This is a genomic window from Malikia granosa (assembly GCF_002980595.1).
In the GTDB taxonomy this organism is placed as follows: Bacteria; Pseudomonadota; Gammaproteobacteria; order Burkholderiales; family Burkholderiaceae_C; genus Malikia; species Malikia granosa.
In genome coordinates this window covers 1-2,593 of the sequence record NZ_PVLQ01000126.1, presented here as the reverse complement: position 1 = coordinate 2,593, position 2,593 = coordinate 1, and the positions used below count along the sequence as shown (strand labels likewise).

Here is a 2,593-nt window from a genome sequence, read left to right as displayed (position 1 = left end):
GCCGCAGGCGCGGCCTTGGGAGCCGGCAGCTTCCTGAGCAGCCATTCGAGCAAGGGCTTCTCGCGCAGCAGCGCATAGACGGCGTCGGCCAGCAGCGGGCGCTCGCGCGAGCCCAGGCTGCGCTGCTCGCGGCAGTACTGGCTCACGGTCGCGTCGGCGGGATGGGCAAAGGTCAGGGTCTGCGCGATCAGTTCGGCGCAATGGTCGATCAAGGCTTTCGGGTGCATGGCGGGATTGTCGTTGATGGACCGCCAGGACCGCTAGCACGGGGCTCGGGGATAATCCGGTCCCATGTCTGACATCGTCTCTGAAGTGCGCCGCCGCCGCACATTTGCCATCATCTCCCACCCCGACGCGGGCAAGACCACGCTGACCGAGAAGCTGCTGCTGTTCTCGGGCGCGATCAACATCGCTGGCTCGGTGAAGGCGCGCAAGGCCGCGCGCCACGCCACCTCGGACTGGATGGAGATCGAGAAGCAGCGCGGCATCTCGGTCGCCTCGTCGGTGATGCAGATGGAATACCGCGACTGCGTGATCAACCTGCTCGACACCCCGGGCCACCAGGACTTCTCGGAAGACACCTACCGCGTGCTGACGGCGGTCGACGCCGCGCTGATGGTGATCGACGCGGCCAACGGCGTCGAGCCGCAGACGCGCCGCCTGCTGCAGGTCTGCCGCGCGCGCAGCACGCCGATCATCACCTTCGTCAACAAGATGGACCGCGAGGTGCAGTCGCCGCTCGACGTGATGGACGAGATCGAGCGCGAGCTCGGCATGACGGTGGTGCCCTTCACCTGGCCGGTCGGCATGGGCAAGCTGTTCCACGGCGTGTTCGACCGCCGCACCGACCAGATGCGGGTCTACGCGGCCGGCGAGGACCGCGCCGGCGGCGACGAGGAGGTGCTGGCCGGACTCGACAACCCGACCTCGGCCGAGCGCTTCGGGCTCGAATGGAGCCAGGCCAAGGACGAGCTGGAGCTGGTCGAGGGCGCCTCGCAGGCCTTCGACGAGCAGGCCTTCCTGGCCGGCAAGCAGACGCCGATGCTGTTCGGCTCGGCGATCAACAACTTCGGCGTGCGCGAGGTGCTCGACGCGCTGGTCGACCTGGCTCCGCCGCCCGGCTCCAAGCCGGCGCTGCAGCGCGTGGTCGAGCCAACCGAACCCAAGTTCAGCGGCGTGGTGTTCAAGATCCAGGCCAATATGGACCCGGCGCACCGCGACCGCATCGCCTTCGTGCGCGTCGCCTCGGGCCATTTCACGCGCGGCATGCGGCTCAAGGTCGTGCGCAGCGGCAAGGAACTGCGCCCGAACACCGTGGTGAGCTTCCTGAGCCAGCGCCGCGAACTGCTCGACGAGGCCTATGCCGGCGACATCATCGGCATCCCGAACCACGGCGTGCTGCAGCTCGGCGACACGCTGACCGAGGGCGAGGCGCTGCAGTTCACCGGCCTGCCCTTCTTCGCGCCCGAGATCATCCGCTCGGTCGAGGTGGCCGACCCGCTGCGCGGCAAGCAGCTCAAGGCCGGCCTGACCCAGCTCGGGGAGGAAGGCGCGATCCAGGTGTTCCGCCCGATGGCCGGCTCGGTGCTGATGCTGGGAGCGGTCGGCCAGCTGCAGTTCGAGGTGGTGCAGCACCGGCTGGAGGCCGAATACGGCGTCAAGGCGCGCATCACGCACAGCCCGTACCAGGTCGCGCGCTGGGTCACCTGCCCGCCCGAGAACGGCGGCGAGGTCGAGCTCAAGCGCTTCATCGACGCCAACATCCACCGCATGGCCTGGGACGCGGTCGACGCGCCGACCATCCTGGTCGACCATGGCGCCACCCTGCGCGCGGTCGAGGCCAACTGGCCCAAGATCCAGTTCCACGCCATGCGCGAGCACGCCGGACTGGTGTTCCACAAGGCGGTGTAACCGGCAACGCAAGCATGGCAGTTCCGACCTACGACCAGTTCATCGAACCGATTCTGAGATTCCTGGCCACCAGGCCGGCTACCTGACGATAGGCAGCGTGCAGCGCATAGGCGCCCAGCCGCGCTATACGCTGCGCTACCCGAACCAGGAAGTCAGGTCGAGCCTGAACGACGTGCTGCTGCGGCGCTATGTGCCCGACACCACGGCCGTGATGCACCACACCGGCGAACTCTACGAGCTGCTGCGGATCAACGACTTCACCGGGCTGCGGGCTCTGTTCACAGCCTTCTTTGCCAGCATCCCGAACGACTGGTACCGAAACTCACCCATCGCGCGCTTCGAAGGCTATTACGCGAGCGTGTTCTACAGCCACTTCGCCGCGCTCGGACTCGATATCCGGCTGGAGGATGCCACCAACAAGGGCCGGGTCGACATGACCGTGCTGTTCAACGGCCAGGTCTATTGGTTCGAGGTCGAGCGGCTCGACTGAGCCGGCAGTTGCAGCGGCTCAAGACGCCAGCGCCCCTTCAGCACCATGCTCCAGCACGCAGGGCTGGCACCTCCAGCCAGCCTGCTCGGTGCTCAACAGGCAGCGTTGTTGCAATCTGAAACAAGATTGCGGACCGATCGTCTTGATTTTCATTAAAATATAATAGAGGCAATAATTTTATTATCAAATAAA

Annotated in this window: 2 protein-coding genes and 1 pseudogene; 2 read left to right on the top strand and 1 reads right to left on the bottom strand. The window is 66.1% G+C overall.

Annotation, left to right across the window (positions count from 1 at the left end):
- A pseudogene (locus C6P64_RS17435) lies at positions 1-227 on the bottom strand (SAM-dependent methyltransferase); the annotation flags it as partial.
- Positions 228-291: 64 nt separating this feature from the next.
- Here C6P64_RS17435 and C6P64_RS17430 point away from each other — a divergent pair.
- Both C6P64_RS17430 and C6P64_RS17425 read left to right on the top strand, forming a co-directional pair.
- Positions 292-1,911: a peptide chain release factor 3 gene (locus tag C6P64_RS17430; protein ID WP_105749799.1), complete on the top strand. Its 1,620-nt coding sequence runs from the start codon at positions 292-294 to the stop codon at positions 1,909-1,911.
- Between the two features lie 97 nt (positions 1,912-2,008).
- On the top strand, positions 2,009-2,401 hold the full coding sequence (locus C6P64_RS17425) for a PD-(D/E)XK nuclease domain-containing protein (RefSeq protein ID WP_245911783.1): 393 nt from the start codon (positions 2,009-2,011) through the stop codon (positions 2,399-2,401).
- Positions 2,402-2,593: the final 192 nt, after the last annotated feature.

Excerpts from the sequence above, each read along its gene's own strand:
- C6P64_RS17430 (WP_105749799.1), top strand. The coding sequence starts at position 292 with ATGTCTGACATCGTCTCTGAAGTGCGCCGCCGCCGCACATTTGCCATC.